Origin of the sequence: Lysinibacillus louembei, from assembly GCF_033880585.1 — a bacterium.
Lineage (GTDB): Bacteria > Bacillota > Bacilli > Bacillales_A > Planococcaceae > Metasolibacillus > Metasolibacillus louembei.
This window is the reverse complement of sequence record NZ_CP137624.1, coordinates 1674800-1700558: the sequence shown is the minus strand read 5'-3', so window position 1 is coordinate 1700558 and position 25759 is coordinate 1674800. Positions and strand designations below refer to the sequence as shown.

The 25759-nt window shown below is 39.1% G+C and carries 27 protein-coding genes and 1 riboswitch; of the genes, 2 read left to right on the top strand and 25 right to left on the bottom strand.

The features are described 5' to 3' along the window. Window positions 1–28: 28 nt before the first annotated feature. The 7 genes from pcrB to R6U77_RS08410 form a co-directional block, all read right to left on the bottom strand. Window positions 29–721, bottom strand: coding sequence for a heptaprenylglyceryl phosphate synthase (gene pcrB / locus R6U77_RS08440; RefSeq protein WP_319838138.1), 693 nt, complete (start codon window positions 719–721; stop codon window positions 29–31). Window positions 722–867: 146 nt separating this feature from the next. After that, window positions 868–2016, bottom strand: coding sequence for an MGDG synthase family glycosyltransferase (locus tag R6U77_RS08435; RefSeq protein ID WP_319838137.1), 1149 nt, complete (start codon window positions 2014–2016; stop codon window positions 868–870). A 13-nt stretch (window positions 2017–2029) separates the two neighbouring features. Beyond that, the gene (locus R6U77_RS08430) at window positions 2030–2614 is read right to left on the bottom strand and encodes a DedA family protein (RefSeq protein ID WP_319838136.1); all 585 of its coding nucleotides are present in this window, start codon (window positions 2612–2614) and stop codon (window positions 2030–2032) included. A gap of 8 nt (window positions 2615–2622) precedes the next feature. Beyond that, window positions 2623–3306, bottom strand: a complete 684-nt coding sequence (locus R6U77_RS08425; protein ID WP_319838135.1) for a polysaccharide deacetylase family protein — start codon at window positions 3304–3306, stop codon at window positions 2623–2625. Between the two features lie 277 nt (window positions 3307–3583). After that, window positions 3584–3898, bottom strand: a complete 315-nt coding sequence (locus R6U77_RS08420; RefSeq protein ID WP_293923885.1) for a YerC/YecD family TrpR-related protein — start codon at window positions 3896–3898, stop codon at window positions 3584–3586. Window positions 3899–3916: 18 nt separating this feature from the next. After that, window positions 3917–4975 (bottom strand): DUF3048 domain-containing protein, encoded by a 1059-nt coding sequence (locus tag R6U77_RS08415; RefSeq protein WP_319838134.1) that lies wholly within the window; start codon window positions 4973–4975, stop codon window positions 3917–3919. A gap of 11 nt (window positions 4976–4986) precedes the next feature. After that, the gene (locus R6U77_RS08410) at window positions 4987–6702 is read right to left on the bottom strand and encodes an adenine deaminase C-terminal domain-containing protein (protein ID WP_319838133.1); all 1716 of its coding nucleotides are present in this window, start codon (window positions 6700–6702) and stop codon (window positions 4987–4989) included. Window positions 6703–6847: 145 nt separating this feature from the next. On the opposite strand from R6U77_RS08410, the gene R6U77_RS08405 reads away from it, so the two are divergent. Beyond that, window positions 6848–7201 (top strand): YgaP family membrane protein, encoded by a 354-nt coding sequence (locus R6U77_RS08405; RefSeq protein WP_319838132.1) that lies wholly within the window; start codon window positions 6848–6850, stop codon window positions 7199–7201. Between the two features lie 58 nt (window positions 7202–7259). On the opposite strand, the gene purD is transcribed toward R6U77_RS08405, so the two are convergent. From purD to R6U77_RS08335, 14 genes are all read right to left on the bottom strand, one after another. Further along, entirely contained in the window at window positions 7260–8516 is a 1257-nt protein-coding gene (gene purD / locus R6U77_RS08400; RefSeq protein ID WP_319838131.1) for a phosphoribosylamine--glycine ligase, read from the bottom strand. Window positions 8517–8857: 341 nt separating this feature from the next. Continuing rightward, a complete protein-coding gene (gene purH, locus R6U77_RS08395; protein WP_319838130.1) occupies window positions 8858–10384 on the bottom strand; it encodes a bifunctional phosphoribosylaminoimidazolecarboxamide formyltransferase/IMP cyclohydrolase in 1527 nt (508 codons plus the stop codon). A gap of 166 nt (window positions 10385–10550) precedes the next feature. Further along, a complete protein-coding gene (gene purN / locus R6U77_RS08390; protein ID WP_319838129.1) occupies window positions 10551–11108 on the bottom strand; it encodes a phosphoribosylglycinamide formyltransferase in 558 nt (185 codons plus the stop codon). Continuing rightward, the gene (gene purM, locus R6U77_RS08385) at window positions 11108–12163 is read right to left on the bottom strand and encodes a phosphoribosylformylglycinamidine cyclo-ligase (RefSeq protein WP_293923903.1); all 1056 of its coding nucleotides are present in this window, start codon (window positions 12161–12163) and stop codon (window positions 11108–11110) included. Before purM ends, purN begins: the two co-directional genes overlap by 1 nt. Window positions 12164–12334: 171 nt before the next feature. Beyond that, window positions 12335–13759, bottom strand: a complete 1425-nt coding sequence (gene purF / locus R6U77_RS08380) for an amidophosphoribosyltransferase (RefSeq protein WP_319838128.1) — start codon at window positions 13757–13759, stop codon at window positions 12335–12337. Further along, window positions 13735–15969 carry a phosphoribosylformylglycinamidine synthase subunit PurL gene (gene purL / locus R6U77_RS08375; protein ID WP_319838127.1) on the bottom strand — a complete coding sequence of 745 codons (2235 nt, stop codon included), beginning with the start codon at window positions 15967–15969 and terminating at the stop codon, window positions 13735–13737. The genes purF and purL overlap by 25 nt, the downstream gene beginning before the upstream one ends. Continuing rightward, entirely contained in the window at window positions 15956–16639 is a 684-nt protein-coding gene (gene purQ / locus R6U77_RS08370; protein WP_293923909.1) for a phosphoribosylformylglycinamidine synthase subunit PurQ, read from the bottom strand. Before purQ ends, purL begins: the two co-directional genes overlap by 14 nt. Before the next feature lie 3 nt (window positions 16640–16642). After that, entirely contained in the window at window positions 16643–16888 is a 246-nt protein-coding gene (gene purS, locus R6U77_RS08365) for a phosphoribosylformylglycinamidine synthase subunit PurS (protein ID WP_293923911.1), read from the bottom strand. Window positions 16889–16890: 2 nt separating this feature from the next. Beyond that, window positions 16891–17601, bottom strand: coding sequence for a phosphoribosylaminoimidazolesuccinocarboxamide synthase (gene purC / locus R6U77_RS08360; protein WP_319838126.1), 711 nt, complete (start codon window positions 17599–17601; stop codon window positions 16891–16893). An 18-nt stretch (window positions 17602–17619) separates the two neighbouring features. Further along, on the bottom strand, window positions 17620–18915 hold the full coding sequence (gene purB, locus R6U77_RS08355) for an adenylosuccinate lyase (protein WP_319838125.1): 1296 nt from the start codon (window positions 18913–18915) through the stop codon (window positions 17620–17622). 16 nt (window positions 18916–18931) lie between these two features. Then, a complete protein-coding gene (purK, locus tag R6U77_RS08350) occupies window positions 18932–20056 on the bottom strand; it encodes a 5-(carboxyamino)imidazole ribonucleotide synthase (RefSeq protein WP_319838124.1) in 1125 nt (374 codons plus the stop codon). Next, entirely contained in the window at window positions 20053–20541 is a 489-nt protein-coding gene (gene purE, locus R6U77_RS08345) for a 5-(carboxyamino)imidazole ribonucleotide mutase (RefSeq protein ID WP_293923920.1), read from the bottom strand. Before purE ends, purK begins: the two co-directional genes overlap by 4 nt. Before the next feature lie 127 nt (window positions 20542–20668). Then, a riboswitch (purine riboswitch) is annotated at window positions 20669–20768 on the bottom strand. Window positions 20769–20853: 85 nt separating this feature from the next. Further along, window positions 20854–21042, bottom strand: coding sequence for an NETI motif-containing protein (locus R6U77_RS08340; RefSeq protein ID WP_293923923.1), 189 nt, complete (start codon window positions 21040–21042; stop codon window positions 20854–20856). A gap of 126 nt (window positions 21043–21168) precedes the next feature. Beyond that, a complete protein-coding gene (locus tag R6U77_RS08335; protein ID WP_319838123.1) occupies window positions 21169–21561 on the bottom strand; it encodes a DUF5301 domain-containing protein in 393 nt (130 codons plus the stop codon). A gap of 115 nt (window positions 21562–21676) precedes the next feature. Between R6U77_RS08335 and R6U77_RS08330 the strand changes: the two genes are divergently transcribed. Then, window positions 21677–22606, top strand: a complete 930-nt coding sequence (locus R6U77_RS08330; protein ID WP_293923926.1) for an LCP family glycopolymer transferase — start codon at window positions 21677–21679, stop codon at window positions 22604–22606. A gap of 72 nt (window positions 22607–22678) precedes the next feature. On the opposite strand, the gene R6U77_RS08325 is transcribed toward R6U77_RS08330, so the two are convergent. The 4 genes from R6U77_RS08325 to R6U77_RS08310 are packed head-to-tail and all read right to left on the bottom strand — an operon-like array spanning window position 22679 to window position 25444. Then, window positions 22679–23650, bottom strand: a complete 972-nt coding sequence (locus tag R6U77_RS08325) for a stalk domain-containing protein (protein ID WP_319838122.1) — start codon at window positions 23648–23650, stop codon at window positions 22679–22681. 51 nt (window positions 23651–23701) lie between these two features. Continuing rightward, window positions 23702–24217 carry a GrpB family protein gene (locus R6U77_RS08320; protein WP_319838121.1) on the bottom strand — a complete coding sequence of 172 codons (516 nt, stop codon included), beginning with the start codon at window positions 24215–24217 and terminating at the stop codon, window positions 23702–23704. Window positions 24218–24228: 11 nt separating this feature from the next. Further along, on the bottom strand, window positions 24229–24612 hold the full coding sequence (locus R6U77_RS08315; RefSeq protein ID WP_293923932.1) for a hypothetical protein: 384 nt from the start codon (window positions 24610–24612) through the stop codon (window positions 24229–24231). A gap of 19 nt (window positions 24613–24631) precedes the next feature. Then, window positions 24632–25444 (bottom strand): hypothetical protein, encoded by an 813-nt coding sequence (locus R6U77_RS08310; protein ID WP_319838120.1) that lies wholly within the window; start codon window positions 25442–25444, stop codon window positions 24632–24634. Window positions 25445–25759 lie beyond the last annotated feature (315 nt).

Genomic DNA, 25759 nt, shown 5'->3' with positions numbered 1-25759 from the left:
GCACCACCTTACAGAACATTCGTTCTTATTATATCATAACACTTTTTACAGCATCAACCGTTTTCAAAGCTACTTGCAAATCATCATAAATAATATTACCAACAACAACTGTATTAGCAATCTTCGCCATTTCAGCAGCTTGCTCTTCTGTCGTAATGCCTCCTCCATAAAAGAGAGAGGTATTCGCTAATACATCCTTCACCGCCTGTACGACTTCCACATCACCATACGCGCCACTGTATTCCACATAAAAAATTGGCAGCTTAAAGTAGTTTTCTGCCATACGCGCATATGCTACTACATCATCAATGGATAAATCTGTCTTAGCCTTTGTTGCATGTGCTACTTTGCAGTCTGGGTTTAATATACAATACCCCTCTGCCACAAGCTCCTCCCACACCATAATATCTCCATATTCTTTAATCGCTTCATGGTGTAAATCCTTTATCCACTTCGTATCCGTACTATTTAAAACAGACGGGATAAAATAATAATCGAAGCCTGGTGTAACTGATTCTACATTGGAAATTTCAAGTGCGACTGGCACCGTGTATCTGCGTACGCGCACTAATATATCAAGCACATTGTCTAATGTGACATTATCTGTACCACCTACTAAAATTACGTCAGTACCTGATTCGCATACTTTTTCTAAATCTTCATCTGAAATCTCTTTAGCTGGATCGACTTTAAATACATGTCGCCAATTTTTCAATTCCACACTATGTCACCCTTTTCTCAAAAGTTTATCGTTACAAGTATAACGTAATTATGGACAAAACAAAAAAGACATATCTGAAATAATTTATTCAGACATGTCTTTCGAAAAAATATATAGCAGAGGGGCTCACATTCTCCACTTTCCAACTAAACACTTGTCAGGCTTTGTGTAAAGTGCTCTGAGCATAAATAATCTTTTTTACCTAGCATTGTCTGCATAAAATCAACCCATTCATCTGCTGTTTTTAACTGTAAATTATTTAAATAAGCAACGACTTGCTGTCTGTAGTGTGTCATCTTTTCATCATTTAATAGTACTTGTTCAAGCTGCTGATGTAACGCTTTATTTTTATCAAGCGTATAGGCAAGTCCTCGCTCTGTTAAATATTTTAAATTATGCTCCTCTTGTCCTGGTAAAACAGAGTGGACAAAAATTGGGAGCCTTTTGTGCAATACCTCGCTAACTGTCACTCCTCCAGGCTTTGTCACAATCGCATCCATCTGGTCATATAAGCGATTCATTTCTAAGCGTGAGTCAATGTAAGGTACGGGTGTGACGTTAGGTAATCGCCATGCTAGTACTTGCTCATATAGCTTCGCATTTCTACCGCATAAAATATAGTAATGAAATAGCTTATTTTGCTTTAATTGCTCATACAAACCAGGACAGTTCATCAGCCCTAAATTACCACCTGCTATTAAAATATTGCGTGCAAAATTATGTAAGGCTGTTGTACGAAGCATTTCTTCATGTACAGGTATTCCAGTCACAAATATATTGGACTCTACTACACCTTGCTGACAAAGTAGCTCCTTCATCTCCTGCATTGGCACAAAATGATAATCAATTTCTTTAATTCCCCATAGCTGATTCATAAAAAAATCGGTATAAACATTTACTACTGGAATATTACATTGCCCACCCTGTTTTAGCTTGTTTAGTAAATAAGAAGGGCCACTTTGCGTACAAAAAATAATATCTGGCTGCTCCTCGTCTAACAAGCGAACTAAATATTTCAAAAGTAGATTATAAAATTTAAAGTCGGACTTTACTTCCTTACGATTATCAAACTTGCGACTATAAAACTTGGCATATGTTGTCGGTGCATATTGAATCCATGATAAATAGCTGCGTGAAATGACTTTTTCTACAAATGGGTTTGCATAGCTTAGTAAATCAACCTTTTTCACTTCGATATCGTCATTATGCTGCTCAATAAATGCCATCAAAGCATCAGCTACTTGATGATGCCCTGTTTGCATCGTCAAAAACGGTAAAAACAGCGCTTTTTTCATGTAGGTTCCTCCTCTATTTCAAACGTAGCTTTTTGCGTCTTTTCCATAGTATATAAACAATACATATCACGCCGATACCTATTCCCATATATGGTGCAACCTCTGGTCCGATATGAAAAACGGAGCCTAAAATGCGCCCTGCTATTAAAAAAGGTATCACCCATACAATTGTAGCGATAAGGGCGTATACAGTATAACGCTTAAAAGGTAGTCTACTCACACCCGCAACATATGGACTAAGCTGTCTAACACCGGGAATAAATATGCCAAAAACAACAGTTCTTAAAGCATTTCGTTGAAAGCCTGTGCTGACAATTTCCAAATTGCGCTCCGTCAATCCAATAAATTTCCCAAAGCGCTTCATAAATGGATAGCCTAGCCAGCGCCCCACAGCATATGCCGTTAACAGGCCAATATAAACGCTACTTAAGGAACAAATAATAGATAAAGCTAAATTCAAGCGTCCATAACCAACAAATAAGCCAACTAAAAAAATTAAAGATTCCTCAGGTGCTGGAATGCCAACAATTCCAAAAAATAAGGAGAATATAATAAGTACATAACTATACGTCTCAAGCAATCTTACAACTTCATCCATCCTAGCACCTACCTTAACACGACGAACTTCGTTGTATCAGCATGCTGCTGTAAATATTGCTCTAAATGCGCAAGCATGTAGTGCGGTGCTTCCTCATCGGCACCTAATGTTTGCCCATTATCATGTAATAAAAAAATGCTACCTTCCTTCGTTGCATTCGTCAATTCATCCTTTAATGTATGCTCGATTTGTGCTATTCGCCAATCTTTAAAATGCCTTGTCCACAACACTGTACGATAACCATTTGCTACTAATGGTGTAAAAGCATTTAAATGTCCCCATGGTGGACGATAGAATATCGGCTGTTCCCCTGTAATTTGCTCAATTACTTTTGCACATCGTTCAATCTCTTGTTTTGCCTGATGTGGTGCAAGCAGCCAATTCGATGTATGTCGGTAGTGGTGGATGCCTATAGCATGTCCTTCCTTGTGCATTCTTGCAATAATTTCCGGATAAGCCTCAGCATGTTCACCAACTACAAAAAATGTCGCCTTAATTTGAAATGTCTTCAATAAATCTAACAGCTTTGGTGTATAAATAGGATGTGGTCCATCATCAAAAGTTAATGCAATCCCTTCCGAACAGCTTATTTCTACAACATCTGTCTTTTTATAAATCGCCGTCGCTACTATCGAATAAGACAACAGTGCCCCAGTAGCATATAGCGCACGTTTGATCCATTTCTTTTCCAAGCTGTTCTTCCTCCTCTAAATTACACCTCATTTTTAAGTGCATTTGAACATTCGTCAAAGGTTAAGCTTCCATTGCTGAATTAAATTAGCTATTAATTAGAAACTTGTGGCCATTTTCCTCTTTCTATTTTTATACGAATATACTCAATAAAAAGTTGCACATAGCTTTATTATAAAAAATAAAGTTAATTTTTTACTATATGAAATTATGAAGGATTTCTTAATATTTTAAAAGGCTACAAAGAAAATAAATATTTTCCTTGCAGCCTTCTTGTTTTTATTTATGTGTAAATGGTTTCTCATCAGGATAAAGACGTCCTAGCATTTCATCATACATATCATTTCCATAGTCAAAGCAGCGGCGCACACGTGAAATCGTAGCAGTGGAAGCACCTGTTTCTTTTTTGATTGTTTCATATGTTTTTTTCAATCGTAGTAAATGTGCTACTTCAAAGCGCTGTGCTAACGATTGAACTTCACTGATTGTGCATAAGTCATCGAAAAATTTATAGCATTCTTCAATATCGTTTAGCTCTAATACCGCCTTGAATAATTGTTCTGTTTGATGTCCACGAATTTTTTCGATTTGCATCTCATTATCCCCCTTTCCTCATTCCGAATACGTTACAGCAGATGCGAGTCCCGGTGTTGTTGGAACAAAGTGGATCCATGATCTCCCTTGCACTAATTTAACTTCACTACCATCTTCCTCGATTGGTACTAATAAGCCATCAACATTTTTCCATTGAATCTCTCTCATCATACCTTGCTGGAAAATATACGCTTTTCCTCCTGCTGATATATCGATATCACGCCGCCCAACATTATCGATGATACGATGTGGCATTTCAAAAAAGAGTATGTTCGATAGTTGAATTTCTTCACCTGTTGAATAATCTGTCGTAACGGTATTACCCGAAAATCTTTTATAATGCTCTGTTCCCTCATCGTACGTATATGTGCTATTGAAAGAGCTATTTTGGCTATAGTGAATCGTTGCTTCATTTGCTCTAGTACCTATTTTAGCACTTTCTTCATCACGATAAAAAGTATAAAACACTTTTTTGCTGTAGTCCATTGAAGCGCCAACTTTTTCTGCTCCCGCTAAGACATTTTCTCCTGAAATATAGGAATTATGAGGTGCTATACGATCAGACGAACGCTTAAAATATGTACCATCATAGTGCATGCCATTAATGTTAGAAACGACACCATTTGCTAGCATTGATTTCGCCTCTGGACTATAACCATGTGCAATGTAAAATGCATCTAAGCCTTTTGCGATATCAATAAAATAGGAGCGTGCGCTACGAATCGGTCCGATTTGCTCTGGTATTGCAGATTGATACAAAGCTAAAAAACGTGTCACATCACCTTCTGCTAGCATTTCATAGACAACATCAGCTGCCGCTAAACCTGATTGTGGTCTCGCAGCAGGATGATTATTAATTGTTGCTAAAATAGGACGTTGCGTAATTTCCTCCGCAATCCCCTCACCTGTAAATGGTGTTGTAAAAGGTAGTTCAACTACCTCTTCCTCTGGCTCCTCTTCTTCCACGATGTCCTCAATTACTTCTTCCTCTTGTGGCTTTTCCTCTGCCTTGTTGCCACAGCCTGCAATGATGAACATTGCACTGAGGCTAGCTAATAATTTAAATTTAATATCCATTATTTTCTCCTTTAACGCATAACTGCTGATAGTAACACTCGATTTTTCAACACATCAAATAGCCCTTTACGGGTAATACGAATATATGGCAAATGTGTCGATTGTAAAAAGAGCAATGTATAAATTGCATCTGTATGGCTGTAGCCGCGCTCATGCAATGCAGCCTTTAACGCTAATTCTTTGTCAATTAATGTTTCAACATCGCCATCATACAAACTACCTGCAATCGGTAAATCAATTGACGCAACAATTTGTTTATTTTCCGTTAGTAAGATTCCACCATTCATCTCTTTCAGCTTGGCAAAGGCAAATTTCATTTCCTCAATGCTTTTTCCAATTAAAATAATATCGCCTGTCGTTGAATAAGAAGAGGCAAAACCTTGTACACTAGAAGCAAAGCCTTTAATCATCGTATTAATTCGCCATTTTCCTTGTCGATCGACTAGCATTAAATAACATTCATCTGCTGCACTATGATTTAAATGCGGAATGCTGTACGGCTTTGTAATAACATCATTGACCATTTCAATTCCGACTGGCATTGAGAATTGAAAATCTTCATCACATAAATCGAAATCCATATGAAGCTCACCAAATGCCGACCAATCAATTGTTGGTAATGATGCAACTTTGCTATTATCCCGCTTTAACCATATACCTTTTGACAATACGCCCTGTGGTGTTGGCGAAAATTCATCTTGCAAAATATTAAGCGATGCATAGCGACCTGTTGCCACTAATCCATGTAATCCTGTCATATTGTAATAGCGTGCAATATTGTATGTCGCCATATTATAAGCATCAATTGGCGCTACACCTGCATCAAGTGCTGCTTGGATACATTTGTCCATAATACCATCCTGATAAAAGCTTGGTGTAGAGCCATCTGTTGTCATCATTAAATGGTCAAACACATTCAATTGTTTTGCAACAGCATCCTTTAATAATTGCGGTAAATCAGGTCGAATGGATGAATAGCGTAGCGTCACTGCATAGCCATGTAATAAACGACTTTCCACTTCCTCAATCGTCATCGCCTCATGATCACCATCTGCGCCTAATAGCTTCATACGAGCTAGCGTTCTTTCAGAGGCGCCAGGGAAATGACCTTCAATTTTCTTCCCTTTTAGTTTTGCAACTTGAATCCAATGGAGCATTTGGTCATCTCCACGTAATAGTTTTGGCCAAGCTGTTAGCTCACCGCCAAGCAATACAGAATCCTGCTCTAACCATTCTAAAACAGAGGCAGTTGAATAAATTTCCTCCTCTAGCTCTGTTTCTGTTTGTGAATCAAAGCGTGCCCACCAATAAAAGGAAAAGGGCAATTGTCGAAGCTGTTCTAATATTGTAAACGCTTTCTCGTTATCCATTAAAGCTGCAAATGTCATATTGTCGGATATAAATGCTGTCGTTCCCGTTTGTGCTGCAAAATCGGCAAAGGATTGCGGATTATATAATTGAAATGGATGTACATGTGGTTCAATATAGCTTGGTACAATTATTTTTCCTGCTACATCAACAATTTCAGTGCCTTCTACAAATGCTGGCATGCGTTCTCCAACATAAACAATGCGGTCATTCAAAATCCAAATATTACCTTCAATCCATGTTTTTAATATGCTATGCAAGTAACGTGCATTTTTTAATACAATCGTCGGCGCAACTTTGCCATCAATCACAGCAACTTGCTCTCGAATATCTTTAATCTTCCAATTGATTTCTGGCATGGCAAAAATGCCTCCTTTTTCACCTATACATTTTCTACAGAAAACGATGCATACTATTTGTGCAATACATCGCCTTTATCGTATCACAGCACTTTCATAAAGCAAAGCGATGTAAATAACATTTTTTATAAGGAGCTGACTATTTTTGTTAGAAGAAAATATTTCAGAGCGTAGCGCTTTTATGCGACTTATTTGCGGTATTTCAATGACTAGCTGTGGCATCGGTCGTATTGCTCATCGTCCAAATTGTTGGACAGGTCATTTAATGATTGCAGCAGGCGCAATGAAAATTGCGGAAGGTGTTTTTCAATATTGCCCAATGAAAGCAATGATGGGTACTAGCATGCAAAACGAGCAAGCTACGTCAAACACCTTTGACAGCCAAGATTTCATGTCTAAAGAACAGGTTAGCCAGTTTATGAAGGAATTTTCAGAGGCTATTTCCGGCAAAAGCAATGATACTACAACATCAGGCAATACCAGTCAAAATCCTTCTTAAGTCATAAAAAACTATCAGGTAAGGCTAAGCTTCCCTGATAGTTTTTTTACAATGCTATTTATTGAAATGTACGCCAGCCGATATCTTTACGGAAGAAAAACTTCTCCCAGCTCTCCGTATTGATTGCTGCATATACTTTTTCTTGCGCTTCTTGTAATGTATCTGCCTTTGCTGCTACGAGCAACACACGACCACCATTACCTACATATGTGCCATCTACAAGCTTTGTGCCTGCATGGTACACCGCATAATTTCCGCTAATTGCTTGTAGGTTAGGCAATGCATTGCCTTTTTCTACATCACCTGGATAGCCTTCTGCTGCAATGACTACACCTAGCACCGCTTCATTTGACCATTGTAAATCGAAGTATTTTTCAGCCATTAATGCTTGCATAAATAAGCCAAAATCAGATGTCATACGCGGTAAGACAACCTGTGTTTCTGGATCGCCAAAGCGTGCGTTGAATTCGATTACTTTCGGTCCTTTTGCTGTTAAAATGAGCCCTGCATAAAGAATACCTGTGAAGGATACACCTTCTTCCTCCATCGCTTTGACAGTTGGCTCCACAATTTCAATATAGGCTTTTGAAATGAGCTCCTGAGGGATTTGTGGCACTGGCGAATAGGCACCCATCCCTCCTGTATTTGGTCCTTTGTCGCCGTCATATGCTCGCTTATGATCCTGTGCAATAACCATTGGGTAAATTTGTCCTTTATGTACAAATGACATAAATGAAAACTCTTCGCCATCTAAAAACTCCTCAATGACAACACGTGAAGAAGAATCACCAAAGCGTTGGTTACCAATCATATCATTGACTGCATCAATCGCCTCTTGCTCTGTCATTGCGACGATAACTCCTTTACCAGCCGCTAAACCATCTGCCTTCACGACAATTGGTGCGCCCTGCTCTTGAATATAGGCAATGGCTGGCGCCGCCTCTGTAAATGTTGCATATGCTGCTGTTGGAATATTATATTTTTGCATCAGCTCTTTCGCATACGATTTAGAGCCCTCAATTTGTGCTGCTGCCTTTGTTGGCCCAAAAATTGTTAATCCTTCTCGTTGAAAATAATCTACAATTCCAGCTGCCAATGGCTGCTCTGGGCCTACAAATGTTAAATCAATTTTGTGCTCTTTGACAAATGTGACAAGTGCTGCAAAATCCATTGCATCAATTGCTACTAGCTCTGCATCCGCACACATTCCATCATTCCCTGGTGCAACAAATACTTTTTCTACTGATGGCGCAATGCTAAACTGCTTCGCAATCGCATGCTCGCGACCACCACTTCCAATTACAAGAACCTTCATCTTTTGCAACCTCCTATTTTATCTGCGAATTTTTATCATATATCTGCGTTTTTCAGTCGGTTATCTGCGAAATTTCATCACTTATCTGCGAACAAAAAAACGCCCGCTATTATAGCGAGCGTTTTTTATCACTATTTGAACAGCGTGCGTATCCGACCAAAATAGGCTGCTGTTTAAAATAGATAGGGTGCGATTGATATCCCCCGGCCAAAGTGGATCATCAAATCGCTCTTGCTTTCCTAGAAAGCATTTTCGATAACGCTTCTATTACTCCCCGACCAAAAGTAGCAATGAAACATTATTTTATTATACCCGCTCCCTTATACTTATGCTATTATTTTTTAATGTTTGAAGTGGCGTACGCCTGTGAAGACCATTGCGATGCCATATTCATTTGCTTTATCAATCGAATCTTGATCTTTAATTGAACCACCTGGTTGAATAATAGCTGTAATACCTGCCGCATGTGCTGCTTCCACTGTGTCGCTCATCGGGAAAAATGCATCAGATGCTAATGCTGCGCCCTGTGCTTTTTCACCTGCCTGTTCGAAGGCAATTTTTGCTGCGCCTACACGATTCATTTGTCCTGCACCAACACCTAAAGTCATTTGACTATCTGTCACAACGATAGCATTTGATTTAACGTGCTTGACAACCGCCCAGCCTAATTTTAAGGCATTCCATTCCTCTTCTGTAGGCTCACGGTCTGTTACAACGTTAATTGTCGCATCGCTAAAGCCGTAACGGTCTGGCTCCTGTACAAGTAAGCCTCCCTCTACTGACACGACATTAAACTGATCTTGCTTTGCTTGCGAGAAGTCAATTGTCATTAAGCGGATGTTTTTCTTCGCCGTTAAAATTTCTAACGCCTCCGCTGTAAATGAAGGTGCGATAATAATTTCTAAGAAAATACCGCTTAATTTTTCAGCCGTTGCTTGATCTACTTCTTTGTTTAATGCGATAATACCACCGAAAATAGATGTTGCATCAGCTTCATATGCCTTGTTAAACGCCTCTTCAATCGTCGCACCTGTACCAACACCGCATGGGTTCATATGCTTGACTGCTACCGCAGCAGGCATCTCAAATTCCTTAACAATTTGCAGTGCTGCATTGGCATCTTGAATATTATTGTAAGAAAGCTCTTTGCCGTGTAATTGCTCTGCAAAGGCGATAGAGAAATCCGAGCCTAAACGCTTTTGATAAAATGCCGCTTTTTGGTGTGGGTTTTCCCCATAACGTAGGCTTTGCTTTAATTCATATGTTAACGTTAAGTTTTCTGGGAAGTCTTCTTCTGTTAAGTAATTTGAAATGTATGAATCGTACGCTGCTGTATGGCGGAATACTTTTGCAGCTAGCTTGCGACGTGTGGCAAGTGTCGTTGCACCATCCGCCTTTAATTCCTCTAGCACTTGTGCATAGTCAGCTGCATCTACAATTACTGTTACATATTGATGATTTTTCGCGGCTGAACGTAGCATCGTTGGACCACCAATATCAATGTTTTCGATTGCATCATCGAATGTTACATTAGGCTTTGAAATTGTCTCAACAAACGGATATAAGTTGACGCAAACAATTTCAATTGGCTCAATGCCATGCTCATTCATTTGTGCTTGATGTGAGGCATCATCAAATTTCCCTAAAAGTCCACCATGAATCATTGGATTTAACGTTTTCACACGACCATCTAAAATTTCTGGAAACTTCGTTACTTCATCGACTGCTGTTACAGGTACGTTATTGTCTTGTAACATGCTTTTCGTACCACCAGTTGACAAAATTTCATAACCTAATGTGACTAATTCTTTTGCAAATTGTAAAATACCTTCTTTATTCGAAACACTAATCAGTGCACGTTTACTCACGATAAAATCCTCCAATGTATGTTGAAAATATTCGGACTGTCAGAGAAAGACCAACAGCCTCTAAATTTAGCCTGCATTAACGGACAGTATGTTTATTGTAGCGATAGGCTATAGCTGTCCACGAAAGCTAACAATCAGTGGGAATGACGAACATCCCCACCTCACTTTATTGAAATAATTGCTTCAATGTTGCTGTATATAGCTTGTGCTCTGCTTGATGGATACGCGTCTCTGTCTCTTCACGAGAGCCCGCTACATCAACTGCAACTTGTGCAATAATTGGCCCTGTATCCATGCCTGCATCGACAAAATGAACTGTAACACCTGTCACTTTCACACCATGTTCAATCGCTTGACCAATCGCATCTTTACCTGGGAAGGATGGCAGTAAAGAAGGGTGAATATTGACAATGCGATTTGGGAATGCCGTTAACAATGTTTCGCCAATTAAGCGCATATAGCCTGCTAATACGACCCATTCAATACTTTTCTCTTGTAAAGCGTCAACAATTGCCTGCTCATAATGTGCTTTTGATGCAAATGTTTTTGGTGCTAGCTCTAGCACTGGTATATTGAATTGCTTAGCGCGTGTTACAACAAATGCTCCTGGCTTATCTGTCACAACAAGCTCAATACGAGCATTCAGCTCTCCACGTTCAATGCTTTCAGCGATAGCTTGAAAATTGCTACCACTGCCTGAAGCAAATACTGCTATTTTTTTCATTACACTAAACTCCCGTCATGCTCACCGTTGAAAACAACGCCCTCACCTTTAACAACACGACCAATAACATATGCTTTTTCACCATTTGCTTCAACCGCTTCAAGCACTTTATCAGCATCTGTTGATGGTACAGCGATAACAAAGCCAATGCCCATGTTGAATACATTGTATAAATCTTTATCAGCAAGCTGTCCCTTGTCTTTTAAAAATTCAAAGATTGGCAATACTGGCCAAGAGCCTAAGTCAATTTCCGTTGCAAGACCTTCTGGCATCATACGTGGTAAGTTTTCATAGAAGCCACCACCTGTAACATGGGCACAGCCATGTACGTCAGCCGCTTTAATCGCTGCCAATACTGGCTTCGCATAAAGCTTCGTTGGCACTAATAATGCCTCACCGATCGGACCTAACGCCTCATAGCCTTCCACTACTTGATCAACGGCGTAACCATTATCCGCAAAAACAATTTTACGTACTAATGAATAACCATTTGAGTGAACGCCACTTGAAGCAATCCCTACAAGCACGTCACCTTCTGTAATTTTTTCACCTGTAATGATGGCACTCTTTTCGCATGCACCTACTGCAAAGCCTGCTAAATCGTATTCATCTTCCTCGTAAAGCCCTGGCATCTCAGCTGTTTCCCCACCGATTAATGCTGCGCCTGATTGCACACAGCCATCTGCCACACCTTTAACGATTTGCTCAATTTTAGCTGGCTCCGCTTTGCCAACAGCTACATAGTCTAGGAAATATAATGGCTCTGCGCCTTGTGCCACGATATCGTTAACACACATCGCCACACAGTCGATACCGATTGTGTCATGCTTATCAACCATGAATGCTAGCTTTAATTTCGTACCAACACCATCTGTACCTGAAATTAACACAGGCTCTTTTAAATTCAATGTAGATAAATCAAACATGCCACCAAAGCCACCGAATGTACCCATTACACCTAAACGGTTTGTACGTTCAACGTGTGATTTCATTCGCTTTACAGCTTCATAGCCGGCCTCAATATTTACGCCTGCTTGTTCATATGCTTTCGACATGCGAAAAGCGCCCCCTTTATTGGTTAACTATCATGGGAGTGTCCAAAAAGTGGCATAACACAGCACTTTCCAGACACTTTTTCCTATTTTGTTGAAACGGTATCTTACTTAATAAAAGTTCTTATCTTTTAAAAATTTGAAATATTGAGTTTAGCAATCTTTCTCTCAATTTTAGCCTAATAACTCTTTTTCATGTGGTAATAGCGTGTCTGGGAAAATTTCAGTTGGATATTTTCCTGTAAAGCAGGCTAAGCATAAACCACGATTAGCGTCCTCGAATGGACGTGCAATTGACTCAATCATGCCCTCTGCTGATAAAAATGTTAATGAATCTGCCTCAATCGCTTGTCGAATTTCTTCAACATTATGGCTTGCTGCAATTAGTTCCTCGTGTGTTGATGTATCAATACCATAGAAGCAAGGGTCTGTCATCGGCGGCGATGAAATGACAACATGTACCTCTGCCGCACCTGCCTCTTTCAGCATTCGAACAATACGACGTGACGTTGTACCGCGCACAATTGAATCATCTACCATAATAACGCGCTTATCTTTTACAACTTGCACAACTGGAGACAATTTCATTTTCACACCGCGCTCACGCAGTTCCTGTGTTGGTTGAATAAATGTACGGCCAACATAGCGATTTTTAATTAAACCAAGCTCATACGGAATGCCGCTTTCTTCTGCAAAACCAATTGCCGCAGAAATACTTGAATCCGGTACCCCTGTTACAACATCGCCTTCAATATGCGCACATTCACGTGCTAATTGTTTCCCCATGCGCTTACGTGCCATATGCACATTGATGCCATCAATATCTGAATCTGGTCGTGCTAAATAAACGTATTCCATCGCGCACATTGCACGTCCCTGCATATCAACAAAGCGGTCAGATGTTACACCTTTATCATTAATAATTAATAGCTCACCAGGCTCAACTGAACGGACAAATTCCGCACCAATTAAATCGAATGCACATGTTTCAGAGGCAACAACCCAACCATCGCCAAGTTTCCCTAAAGATAATGGGCGTAAGCCGTGCGGATCACGTGCTACAAGCATCTCTTCTTTCGTCATGACAAGTAAAGAATATGCGCCCTTTAATAAATTCAGCGCCTCTTTCACTTTTGCACGGAATGGTGATAGCTTACTTTTCTTGATTAAATGCGCTACTACCTCCGTATCAGAGCTTGAATGGAAAATGCTTCCTTGACGCTCTAAATATTGCTTTAAATGATTAGCGTTTACGAGATTTCCGTTATGAGCAATCGCTAAGCTGCCCGTTGACGAATGGAATAATAACGGCTGAACATTTTCCATACCGCTACCGCCTGCAGTTGCATAACGTACATGGGCAATTGCTGCTTTTCCGTTTACTTTTCTTAATTTATCTTCATTAAATACTTCGCTTACTAAGCCTTCACCTTTTACTGCACGTAACCCTTCACCATCTGTTACAACGATACCAGCACCCTCTTGTCCACGGTGTTGCAGGGCATGTAAGCCATAATAACTAAGGTGTGCAGGACTTGAGTTACCCCAAATCCCAAATACACCACATTCCTCGTTTAAGCCTCTGATTTCAGCAAGCATGGAATTGCTCCTTTCCAAGCAGAACGGAATTCTTCCACTGTTCCTTCTACAAGAGTAGATGTTTCCCCATTAATTGTAATTGTTGAATCGTCTGTTACTGTACCAATTTTCTTTGCATCTGCTACCACTGCTTCAAAGCTTGCTGCATTTTCTGCTTTCACCGTTACGATAAAGCGTGATTGTGATTCAGCAAATAATGCTGTTGTTGCAGAGCCTTCAAGTGTTACATTGACACCAAGACCTTTCGCTGCAAATGTTTTTTCAGCTAAAGCAACGGCTACGCCACCTTCTGCAACATCGTGTGCTGATTGTACAAGTCCGTCGCGAATTGCTGCTAATAATGCCGCTTGACGTGCTGCTTCTACTTCTAAATCAATTGTTGGTGCTTGTCCTGAAATTGCACCCTCTAATAGTTTTTGAAGCTCTGAGCCACCAAATTCTGTCGTCGTTTCACCGATTAAGTAAATAAAGTCACCTGCTGCCTTCACTTCTTGTGTTGTCACATGTGCCAAGTCTTTGACTAAGCCAACCATACCGATTGTTGGCGTCGGATAAACTGCTTCGCCTGAGCGCTCATTATACATCGACACGTTACCACCAATTACTGGTGCATTTAATGCTAAACATGCTGCTGAAATACCATCAGCGGATTTTTGAATTTGCCAGAAGATTTCTGGTTTTTCAGGATTACCAAAGTTTAAGCAGTCTGTAATTGCTAAGGGCTCACCACCAGAACATACGATGTTACGTGCTGCCTCTGCTACCGCAATTTTACCGCCTGTTTCCGGGTCTAGGTAAATATAACGAGAGTTACAGTCTGTAGTCATCGCTAAACCTTTATTTGTGCCACGCACGCGCAATACTGCTGCATCCGAACCTGGTGCTACCACCGTATTTGTACGTACTTGGTAATCATATTGGTCATAAACCCACTCTTTTGAAGCAATTGTTGGTGCTTGTAAAAGAGCTGTTAACGTTTCTTTATAGTTTGTTACAGCAGGCTCTGCATTTTCCATCGCTTGAAATTCAGCGAAGTATGCTGGCTCTGCATCTGGCATATTGTAAACAGGTGCGTCCTCTGCAAGTGCATCTGCTAATACTTCCGCTACTACTTCACCTTTATGCAATAAGCGAAGCATTTTATCATCTGTTACACGCCCTACTGCTACCGCATCTAAATCGTATTTTTCAAAGATTGCTTTAATTTCTTCTTCGCGACCTGCTTTAACAACGATTAACATACGTTCTTGTGACTCTGATAGCATCATTTCATAAGCTGTCATATTTGTTTCACGTTGTGGTACTAAATCTAAGTTCATCTCTACACCAGTACCAGCTTTTGAAGCCATCTCTGCTGAAGATGAAGTTAAACCAGCTGCACCCATATCTTGAATTCCAACTAACGCATCTGATTTGACAACTTCTAAACAAGCTTCAAGAAGTAGCTTTTCCATGAATGGGTCACCAACTTGTACTGCTGAACGCTTCTCGTCTGCTTCTTCTGATAACTCTTCAGAAGAGAATGTGGCACCATGAATGCCATCGCGCCCTGTTTTTGCACCTACATACATCACTGTGTTGCCGACACCAGCCGCTACACCTTTTTGAATATCCTTATGATCGATTAAGCCAACACACATGGCATTGACAAGTGGGTTACCTTCATAGCAAGGGTCGAATTGAATTTCACCACCAACTGTTGGAATACCGATACAGTTGCCATAGCCTGCAATACCAGCAACAACTTCCTCAAATAAATATTTCCCACGCGCTGATTTTAACTCACCAAAGCGTAAAGAGTTTAACATTGCAATTGGACGTGCACCCATTGAGAATACATCGCGGATAATTCCGCCAACGCCTGTTGCCGCACCTTGGTATGGCTCGATTGCTGATGGGTGGTTATGCGATTCCATTTTAAAAACAACCGCTTGCTCATCACCGATATCAACAATCCCTGCACCCTCACCAGGACCTTGTAATACTTGAGGGCCTTTTGTTGGGAATTTACGTAGTACAGGCTTCGATTTTTTGTATGAGCAGTGCTCTGACCACATAACAGAGAATAATCCGATTTCCGTCCAGTTCGGTTTGCGGCCACCTAGCTTTTCAACAGCTAAATCATACTCTGCATCTGTCATCCCCATGTCTGCATAAAGACGTTGCTCTTTAATTTGCTCTGGTGTTGGCTCGAAATTATTTGTTGACATGTTGTTCCCCCCACTGCTTCACAATTGATTTGAATAATTTTAAACCGTCTGCGCCGCCTACGATTTCATTTGCCGCACGCTCAGGGTGTGGCATCATACCAAGTACATTGCCTTGTTCATTGACAATACCTGCAATATCAGCTAGAGAACCGTTTGGATTGTCATTTGAATATGTGAAAGCAATTTGATTATTTGCCTTTAATTTAGCTAAAGTTTCTTCATCACAGTAGTAGTTTCCTTCGCCATGTGCGATTGGAATATTGATTACTTCATTTGCTTCATATTCGTTTGTAAATAATGTGTTGTTATTTTCAACTTTTAACTGAACTGTACGACACATGAATTTTAAGTTTTTATTACGTAACAATGCGCCTGGTAACAGACCCGCTTCCGTTAAGATTTGGAATCCATTACATACGCCTAATACTGGCTTACCTTGTGCAGCAAACTCTTTTAAAGCAGTCATAATATTTGATTGGTTTGCCATCGCTCCACAGCGTAAGTAGTCACCGTATGAGAAGCCTCCTGGTACTAATGCCCCATCAAAACCCTCTAAAGATGTTTCTGTATGCCAAACGTATTCTACTTCTTCACCTAGTTCATCCTTAATCGCGTGATACATATCGATATCACAGTTCGATCCTGGGAAAACGAGCACTGCAAATTTCATGGATTAAGCCTCCTCGACTTCATAGCGATAGTTTTCGATTACTGTGTTTGTTAACACTTTTTCACACATTTCTTTAACGATTGTATCGATATCACGCGTTGTCTCACCGATTGTTAACTCTAAATATTTCCCGATACGTAAGTCCGCTACTTCCTCATAGCCTATTTTCTTTAAAGAGCCTTGAACTGCTGAGCCTTGTGGATCTAAAATACTTTCTTTTAGTGTTACGTAAATTTTTACTTTTTTCATGATTAGTTGCCTCCAAGTTTAGTTAAAATAATTTCATATACTTCTGTTAAACTACCTAAATCACGGCGGAATACGTCTTTGTCTAGCTTACGTTTTGTTTCGGCATCCCATAAACGACATGTATCTGGTGAAATTTCATCTGCTAATAATACTTCGCCCTCTGCAGCAATACCAAACTCTAGCTTAAAATCTACTAATATAACGCCAACCTCTTCAAAAATTGGACGCAACACTTCATTTACTCGCAAGCTATTATCATATAATGCTTGTACTTGCTGCGCTGTAGCAATACCGAGCACATCAATATGCTCCGTCGTTATCAATGGATCGCCTAGCTCATCATCCTTGTAGTAAAATTCCACAATTGGACGTACAAGCGGCATACCCTCTTCAAAGCCTAGACGTTTCGCTAGGCTCCCTGCTGCAATATTGCGCACAACTACTTCGATAGGGATAATATCTACTTTGCGCACAAGCTGTTCATTATCAGATAAGCTTTTAATGAAATGTGAAGCAATGCCTTGTGCTTGCAGCTTTTCAAAAATAAGCGTTGTAATGCGATTATTTAAAATGCCTTTACCTTGAATTTCCTCTTTTTTCTCACCATTAAATGCTGTTGCGCTATCTTTATATGCTACAAAAAGAATGTTGTCATCCTCAGTTGCATATAATCGTTTTGCCTTACCTTCGTATAATAGCTGACCTTTATTCATTGCGGATTCCCCCTGCGATTAATTTAAGCCTAATCGTTCAAAAATCATATCAACATGTTGAATATGATAGTTATAGTCAAAGCAATCATCAATTTCTGCTGGCGATAAATGCGCTGTGATTTTGTCGCTCGCTTCTACTAATGGGCGGAATGCCGTTTGCTCATCCCATGCGCGCGCTGTTAATGGCTGCACTGTATCATATGCTTCTTCACGTGCTAAACCTTTATCAATCAAAGCTAATAAAATGCGCTGTGAATAAATAAGACCAAATGTGCGATCCATGTTGCGCTTCATATTTTCAGGGAATACCGTTAAGTTTTTCACAATATTACCAAAACGGTTTAACATATAGTTCAATGTAATAGTTGCATCTGGGATAATAACGCGTTCCGCAGATGAATGGGAAATATCACGCTCATGCCATAGTGCTACATTTTCATAAGCCGTTAGCATATAGCCGCGCATTAATCTTGCCATCCCTGTCATATTTTCTGAGCCGATTGGATTGCGTTTATGTGGCATTGCTGATGAGCCTTTTTGTCCTTTGCCAAACGCTTCCTCTACTTCACGCTGCTCTGATTTTTGTAAGCCACGCACCTCTGTCGCAAACTTTTCAACTGATGTAGCAATTAATGATAGCGTTGCGAAATATTGTGCATGACGGTCGCGCTGTAATGTTTGTGTTGAAATTGGTGCAGCCGCTAATCCTAGCTTGTCACACACATATTGCTCTACACGAGGATCAATATTGGCATATGTGCCAACAGCCCCGCTCATTTTACCTGTTTCGATAATTTTCGCCGCAGCCTCAAAGCGTTCCAAATTACGTTTCATTTCCTCATGCCATAGCGCAAGCTTCAAGCCAAATGTCGTTGGCTCCGCATGGACACCATGTGTACGTCCCATCATTACCGTGTATTTATGCTCTTTTGCCTTTTCAGCAATAATGTCAATAAAGTTGTGTAAATCTTTACGTAAAATGTCGTTGGCCTGTTTAATTAAATAAGAAAGTGCTGTATCTACAACATCTGTTGAAGTCAGTCCATAATGTACCCATTTGCGCTCTTCACCAAGCGTTTCAGATACAGCACGTGTGAACGCTACTACATCATGGCGCGTTTCTTCTTCAATTTCCAAAATGCGGTTGACATCAAATGAAGCATTTGCGCGAATTTTCGCTACATCCTCTGTTGGAATATCACCGATTTCAGCCCATGCTTCACATGCTAAAATCTCGACTTCTAACCATGCTTGGTATTTGTTTTGTTCTGTCCAAATTGCGCCCATTTCTGGTCTTGTGTAACGTTCAATCATTGTTGTTTTGCTCCCTTTATTCTGACCAAATGCCAGAGTTTTGAATTTGCTGTAGTGTCGTCTCAATCGACTCTGTCATAATTGTAACATGCCCCATTTTACGATTCACTTTTGCTTCTGATTTTCCATAAAGATGCACAGACCAATCTGGATATTTCGCAATTGAATTTGTTAATGGAATGACATGCTGCCCTAAAATATTAATTGAAACGGTTGGTGCCCATAGCTTCGGCTGACGTAATGGCCAACCACATACCGCACGAATATGTTGTCCAAATTGCGAAATATTACACGCCTCAATTGAATAATGCCCTGAATTATGCGGTCTTGGTGCTAGCTCATTAATGACCAGCTCGCCATTTTCTAAAACAAACATTTCCACAGCCAATGTACCAACTAGCTTTAAAGAATCAGCAATTTTTGTCGCTGCTTCTGTCGCTTTTTCATAAGTCGTTTCTGCAATGCGTGCTGGTACAATCGTTTCATGTAAAATATGATGCACATGAATATTTTCACCAACAGGTAAGCAGCACGTTTGTCCTTGCCCATTGCGTTGCACAATGACTGAGATTTCTTTTTCAAAAGGAACAAAGCCTTCTGCAATACATACAGAATGTTCAAATAATCCTTTCACTAATAATAAATCGTCTGCTGATTTTAAAAGCTGTTGTCCTTTTCCATCATAGCCCCCGCGCGCTGTTTTCACGATGCACGGATAACCGATTGTATCAATTTGCGCCACAAGCTCTTCGTAGCTTTCTGCTACAACATAAGGTGCTACAGGACAACCTGCCTCCACAATTGCTGCCTTTTCCGTTACGCGGTTTTGGGTAATACGTACAAGCTCCGCACCTTGTGGCACATAAGCAATTTGCGTTAATCGCTTTAAGCCTTCATAATCAATATTTTCAAATTCATATGTGATAACATCGCTCACTTCCGCTAATTCTTCCAATGCTGCTTCATCATCATATGCCGCTACAATTCTAATATCAGCAACTTGTCCACATGGTGAATCCATTGCAGGCTCTAAAACAGCAATTTTAAAGCCTGCTTCCTTTGCTGCTAAAGCCATCATACGCCCTAATTGACCGCCACCAATAATGCCGATTGTTTGCCCTGGATAAATAACTTTCGTCACTGTAGTTCACCTGTGCTTTCTAACACTTGTGCTTTAATTGTTTCACGACGTTTTTCCAAACGCTCTGCAAGCTCTGTATCTGTTGTAGATAAAATTTGTGCCGCTAATAAGCCTGCATTCGTTGCACCAGCTTTACCAATCGCTACCGTTGCAACAGGCACACCACCCGGCATTTGAACGATGGATAATAAAGAATCTAAACCGTTTAATGCTTTTGATTGCACTGGAACGCCGATTACTGGCAATGTTGTTTTTGCCGCTACCATCCCTGGTAAATGTGCTGCACCTCCAGCACCTGCAATAATTACTTGAATGCCGCGTCCTCGTGCTGCCTCTGCATACTCAAACATTAAATCAGGTGTACGATGTGCTGACACTACTTGTTTTTCATAAGGCACTTGTAGCTCTTCCAATATATCGCATGCATGCTTCATCGTTTCCCAATCGCTAGAACTTCCCATAATAACGCCAATTTTAGGACTCATTATTCGCACTCCTTAATAATTTGAATTAAAAAAATCCTCGAACAGTTTGCTTTCTATGTACTAGAAAGCAAACTACTCAAGGATTGAACACGAAAAGAACTTTGCTTTCCTTATTCCATTCCCAATGTGAATAGTTGCTTCCCTACATAGTCCGGAATTTACGGTACCGGGTAGAAACACTAAAGCCATATCCTTTAGCATATATGAGGGTAAATGTTTTCTTGTTCATATTTTATCAAGCATTTTCTATAAAAGCAACGCAAAAATGCGAACGATAAATTTTCAGAAAACAATAATGTTCGTGTTTTAGAACTATTCTTCTCGTAGTATACCTTTAAATTGTATTTTTTGGCGCAAGTACGTAGGTTCACCATCCACTAAATGAAACAAAGGCTCCTCTTTCCGCCCACATACAGAATAACCATCCTCGCTCATTCTCTGTAGACATTGCTCAATCGTTTCATCCTCCTGTACCTCATACCAAACTTGTTTCTTTGACAATCGTTTTCATCCTTCCAATCATATATGCTGTTTCTACTATACCATGAAAATGTGTCAAATGTTTGTCACTTCTGTAAAGCTATTATGCCTCAGTGTAATTTCTTCAGATGTTTAGACGCCCTTGAATCAAAATAAGCGTTCGAGATATGCCACATCAATGGAGCTTCCTTTTATTTTATAAAGTGCCTTGTTATAAATGATTGTATTAGGTTCAGTCATTGTAAATTGTTGCCCTTTACCTTTTTCTGTATAAAGCTTTAATGAATAATGATATCCCTTTAAATCTTTTGCAGATTGCTCCTTTTGTATTGTAAGCTTGCTCAAGCTTGTTAACAGCTGTGAAATTTGCTCTCGATTCGTAATTTCTACATGTTGCCCTGTATGACCATTTGTCATTTCGATTTTCACCACGTCTTTTGCATCAATCTTGATTAGCTTTTGCGGAATATAAGAAACACCAGTTATCACTGTCACAACACATACAATTAATATACAACTCGCCATTATTTTCCGTTTCATTTCTAGAGCCTCCTTTCCATATTTGACGAATGCTGAAAATTTTCGTTTCAAAAAGAAGAAACTTATCTATACTAATAACGTCTATATGTTTCAGTAAAACGAATGGAGATTAGATATGCAAAAACGAACAAAACCTAAAATGCAGACATGGAAAAAGGTTGTATTATATTTAATTGTCCTATTCATCATCGGAGCAGCTAGCTACGGTGCATACACATACTACTCCTTCCAAAAAGCTGTAGAAAAAATGCAAAAGCAGGATCACCCTAATAACACTGAAGTCGCCGTTTCAGATAAGCTTCCTCATATCGACCCATTTTCTGTTCTGCTATTAGGCATCGATGAACGTGAACATGATACAGGTAGAACAGACACTATGATTGTCGTCACCGTAAATCCAGAGAAAAAAAGTGTGAAAATGTTAAGCATTCCACGCGATGCTCGTGTCGAAATTGTTGGCAACAACACTGTTGAAAAAATTAATCACGCTTATGCACGAGGTGGCATTCCGATGTCCATTGCGACAGTAGAAAATATTTTAAATATACCTATTGATTATTATATAGCCGTAAATATGGAAGGGTTTTTACAAATTATTGATGTCTTAGGTGGCGTTACAGTCAATAACGATATCGATTTATCCCATCAACAATACACATTCCCTAAAGGTGAAGTGACACTAGACGGTGAAGAAGCGCTTATTTTCACACGTATTCGCTACGAAGACCCGCGCGGTGATTTTGGCAGACAATTGCGCCAAAAGCAATTAATTGAAGCGATCGCAGCAAAAGCAGCAAGTCCATCTACGTTATTAAAGCTAAACGATATTTTCGATGTGCTAGGCGATAACGTACAAATGAATTTTCCAATGAACAATTTGTATCAATTGCAAAAGCTTTATTCTAATTTAAATAAGGACATCGATCAGCTCCAATTCGAAAAAGGAGATGGTCAACGAATCGACACACTGTGGTACTATCTATTTGATGAGCAAGAATTAATGGATGTTAGCAATAATCTACAGCAACATTTAGCAGTTGAGTAATAATAAAAAACCTGAGCGATTTAACTGCTCAGGTTTTTTAAGATACGCTTAGTTGTGCTTAATAAGCATTGTTTAGAAAATTGGTTCTTTTAAAATATTATATTTAATCAAATCTTCTTGTTTAAAATAAATCTTCCCTCTTTCAACTTTAATTGTAATGCCTTCATACACTCCTGGAACTGGATTCGTCATGAAATCATCTGGTAAACTCGGCATTTTATAGATAATAACAACACCCGTTCTCCCTACTGAATAGAATTCTTTTCGTTCAGGACCATAACGATTCGCACCATATGCCGCAAATGAAATCCCATTTTCGACCAAGTTAGTTATAGATACCCAATCTTTTGGTATATATTCAAAATCAGATGATGATGAGAATGAGTATCTATTATATTCTGGATAAATAGCTTTGTTTAAATCATCGCTAAGATATATAACCTCTGTATTCGTCAGCATTTTCACATATTTAGGCGTTGCATAGTATTTTCCTTTTATATAAACAACATTCCCTTTTAAAACTTCTGTGACAAGTGTTTTTGCACTTGATGTCGAATATGGGACATACTCATTCTTATTAAATTTAAAAGTATAGGCATTGATTGTTTTTGTTTTTTTATCCCATTCCACTGTAAAATCTGCTGACTCTAAAATGGCTTTTAAGGCCTTGAAAGGCACATAAACTTTACCATCTTTCTTTACTGCAACCGCTCCCAAAGCTATCTCTGTATTATTGTTGTAAAAATAGCTTTCACCAACAGGTACCTCAATTCGATCATGCTCTGTCACTACGATAGCCGTATTATTTGCCTTATCAAATCCAATCGCTGCCCCCGTTGCTTTCATTATTGGATTGAAAGGCACCATATTAATTCCCTTTTTATCAGCATATGGATAGCCTGTTTTGCTTGTGAAAACAACTGATTTCCCATTGACAATTACACCAGCCGGCGCACTATTCGCCGCCATAGCTTTATCACCAATCATCATGACTAGCATTACTATTAACATACACCCAATGAAGCTTTTGTATATTTTACTCAATTTGAACACCTCATTAAATATGATTATTTATACTATAGCACCAATAATATACTATTTCACTTCCCATTCCAATGCCTTTACTACAAGATTATTCATAAACGCTTCCTTACCTTTTTGATATTGATATGTATTATTCGGAAATTTCTTCGCCAATGCTATCTTTAAATCTCCATATTTTTTTGCTTCTTGATGATGATAAATTAAATAGTTTTTAAATTGTAAATGCTTGTTAATATTCTCATTTCCTATTTGAAAAATATGAACATGATGCGTTCTTTTCTTTTTACCCTTCACAAAATACTTTCTACCAGTTATCCCATTTTCACCTTTTGCTTCATATTCAAAATCTAGCATTTTATCGTTATATCTATCAATATTTCTGATATTTTTAACTACAATTAAAATATCTATTATTGGTTTTGCATAGCCTATTGCTTGTACAGATGTGCTACCTATATGAAAGATATTTATTATTTCATGCTCAAAGATTCTGCTCAGTATTTCAGCTTCTATCATGTATAATTTATCCCATTCTTTTGTCCAAGGAACAATTTCTGTTTTTCTCACTTAAATTCCCCTCAAATCTTTGGGAAAGCGCCATGGTCATAGCTCTCTTTCATTGCAAAAACAAAATCATTGGAATGACCAGTAGCAAGATACCCAACAATCAAATAAATATCATCTGATAAATAAGCAGCCAAATCCGGGTGACCCGTCTGCTTGATAATAGTTTTGTAAAATTGCTCTTGAGCAAGGCTCTGTAGCTCCTCTAATTGCCTTTTTACTTCTTTATTGTCCAAGCTTTCAATAATTGCTGTAAAATTATTATGTACCTTCATCCATTGTGAATCGAATGGTTCTTCGTCCCTTTGCTCCAAATAGTAATCGATCTCACTGACATCAGCATATTTTGAATCAATTTTAAACGTTGTTAATGACTTTATCCAAGAAGAAACATTCATCAATACATCCCCCTTCTGCTTAAAAATGCTCTAGCAATGCTCGCCAAATTTCTATCTTGGTACCACAAGAAGGACAATCTACTTCGCCAGCCAAATACGGTAAATCACGAGTAAGCTCTTTTTCATCAATCATTGCTACTCTTTCTGATAACATCGCTTGTTCCACATCTAAAAATTCATCTATAGGAATAACTGGATGAGCCTCTTGCTCCTCTTCAAACACAGGGTCTTGTGCAAAAGCCTCTATACAGCCGTGCCTATCATTAGGCCACAAATAGGCTTCTTGCTTACACATTGGACATACAACAATATACTCGTCCACAAATGTCATTAGTATATTTGCCACTTGATGTGCACCTCTGTATGCTGCATCAGCAACAAGCACATAACGTTTCTCTGAATCTTCTAAAGTATAAGCATATGCAAATACTTCTTCCCATAGCAATGCTATCTCATGTATTGCTTTAATATATTCACTGTAAATCTCCTCACAAATTGATGCTCCTACCTGCTCAGCTAGTGCTGTCCAATCTGCAGGAAATGGCTCTACATCATTGTCGTTGCGACTCGCCTCAATAACACCACATGTAATAAATAAATTATGTCGCACCTCTGGGTCTTTTATTGAACAAGCGATCTGTACTAAGTAAGGTACAACTGCATATGTAATTGTATAAATTGTATTTTGATGAAACAAATATTCTTCAAAAAGTTCGTCTGCTATTTCTTGATCATAGTTTTGTATTAATTGCTGCAATAATGCTGGCACATTTTCCCCTGTGCCATACGGTCCCATCAACTTTCCCCATACATCGCTATTCCATGCAAGCAAAATAAAACCCCCTTCAATTATTAAAGTTACGGAAAAGTATAACATGAAGAGAATTATTTTACCTTCTTTATAATTCACAATATAGAATGCTTAAACATTTAGTGTTTATGGCAAAGTCTATCGGTAAATTTCGCACTGCTATCAGTAAGTTTTTATATTCTATCAGCAAATTTCTATATTCTATCAGTAACTTTGATATTTCTATCAGGAAACAGTACCACCTTTACTATCTAGGTGGAGGGTTTTTATTTGAAACAGTTTGAATAATAATTCAAACGCCTTTAAAAAACCGCTGAATATTCAGTGGTCTCATTG